The organism is Arthrobacter sp. Y3223164, assembly GCF_059091005.1.
This window is the reverse complement of record NZ_JBNHGF010000442.1, coordinates 1-2046: the sequence shown is the minus strand read 5'-3', so window position 1 is coordinate 2046 and position 2046 is coordinate 1. Positions and strand designations below refer to the sequence as shown.

Sequence of the window (2046 nt, the reverse complement as noted above, 5' to 3'; positions counted from 1 at the left end):
CCGGCAGCCTCGGCCTCGCCTCCACCGCCTGCCGGACGGCGTCCAGCGGGCAGTCGAGTCCGCTGGCCCCGGCCAGCGCCCGCAACACGGGGATGGCCTCTTGGTCCGGAACGTGCAGGGCCACGTCCAGTGCGGTCCTCAGCGGCGTGCTCACCGGGACCCCGCCGATGGTCACGGTATCCAGGGGGCCAAGTGTCACTTCGTGGATCAGGGCAAGGCGATACCTGCCCTGCGACGTGGTCCTGTGCCGGTGGTCCAGCAGCACCGAGAGTTTCTGCGGGGCCGGCGCGCAGCCGTAGACCCATGCCGCCGTCATCCTCCCCAGCACCACTTTCCGGCGGACATGCCCGGGCAGGCTGAAGTACGCGGCTGCCGCACGGTGTCGGGGCGTGATCGGCTCCCATGGCAAGGCAAACCCCGGACCGTAGACGTTGACTAAGAGGCCCTCCAGGCGCATGCACTCAAGTTCGCTGCGGCTGAACGGATGCCCCGGCCGCAGTACCGCCGGCGCGGCCTGGGCGGTACGTTCAGCCGCCGTGGCGGCGGGATGTAGACGGGCCATGCAGACAGCATGCCAAACGGGCCGGGACAGCCGAAGGGCCCCCGAACGCCTTGTGGAAAGCCGTTCGGGGGCCCTCGGGTTGTGTAGGGCTTGGTCCTCTAGGAGAAGTCCTCCGCTGAGCGCTGCAGCGTGTCGAGCCACTGGCGGCGCGCCTCCAAGGCCTCCCGGGCCTTGGCGATCCGCCGCTGGTCGCCGGCCTTTTCGGCCTGGGCCAGGTCATCCTCGAGCCCGGCGATGGCCGACTCGAGCTGGGACAGGGCGCTGTTGGTGCGGGCCTTGGTCTCCGGATTCGTCCGGCGCCAGTGATCGTCCTCCGCGGCCTTGACCGCATCCTCGACCTTGCGCAGGCCGGCATCGATCCGCTGCATGTCGCCGCGCGGAACCTTGCCGGCTTCCTCCCAACGATCACGGATGGACTGCAGGGCCTTCTTGGCTGCGGACAGATCGGTCACTGGCAGCAGCGCCTGCGCCTCGGCGACCAGCGCTTCCTTGACCACCAGGTTGGCGGCGAACTCCTGGTCGATTGCCTCGTTGGCGGCCTGGCGTGCCGCGAAGAACCTGTCCTGCGCCGCCCGGAACCTGGCCCAGAGCGCGTCGTCGTCCTTGCGGCTGGCGCGCTTGGATGCCTTCCAATCGTCCATCAGCTTCCGGTACTCGGCCGCGGTGTGGCCCCAGTCCGTGGAGGTGGAAAGCTCTTCGGCCCGGGCGATCAGGGCTTCCTTGGCGGCCTTTGCCGCGGCGTTGTCGCTGTCCAGTTGGCTGAAGAACGCGCGGCGGTGCCGATCAAAGACCGTCCGTGCCGAGCGGAAGCGTTTCCACAGTGCGTCCTCGGTGCTGCGGCCCAGCCGGATGCCGTTCTTCTGGGCGGCCTTCCACGCGTCGAAGAGTTCGTTCATGCGGGCGCTGCTGGTTTTCCACTGCACCGACGACGGGTCCTTGCCGGCGATCTCCTCGGCTGCGGCGACGATGGCTTCGCGGGCCGCCAGTTCTGCGGCTCGCTGGGCTTCCTGGTTTGCCTTCTCGGCCTTCTGCAGTTCGCTGATGGCTGAGCCAAGTTTCGCCAGCCGGGACTCGAGCGCGGGCACGTCGCCCACCATGTGCCGCTCGGCCACCTGGGCCTTCAGATGCTCAAGGGTCTTGTGCATGTCGTTGGAGGGAGCCTTGGCTTCGACCCGCTGTTCCAGCAGGGCAGCCTGGGCCGCCACGTCGTCATACTTGCGCACGAAGTAGGCCAGCGCCTCGTCCTTGCTGGCGTCCGGGTACTGTCCGACCGGATGTTCCTGCCCGTCGACAAGCAGGAAGACGTGGCCGTCGTCGGTGACGCGGGCCCACTTGGACGCCTCGGACAGCGGTGTGGAGGCGACCGCCGGAACAGGGATGACGTGCTGTGCGGGGGCAGCGGCAGCAATCTTTCCCGGCATGGCCGCCGGCGTGGGCTTGCGGCCCGGGGCGGGCTTCGGGGCCGGTTTGCCTGCCGGCTTCGG

The 2046-nt window shown here is 69.1% G+C and carries 2 protein-coding genes; both read right to left on the bottom strand.

Annotation, left to right across the window (positions count from 1 at the left end; all coding sequences use genetic code 11):
- Positions 1 to 562 (bottom strand): type IV toxin-antitoxin system AbiEi family antitoxin (locus tag AC5RUJ_RS15155; protein ID WP_494156129.1); only part of this gene is annotated, 562 nt, incomplete at its 3' end.
- Positions 563 to 660: 98 nt separating this feature from the next.
- The coding region (locus AC5RUJ_RS15150; RefSeq protein WP_494156128.1) for a DUF349 domain-containing protein at positions 661 to 2046 on the bottom strand (1386 nt) is incomplete at its 5' end.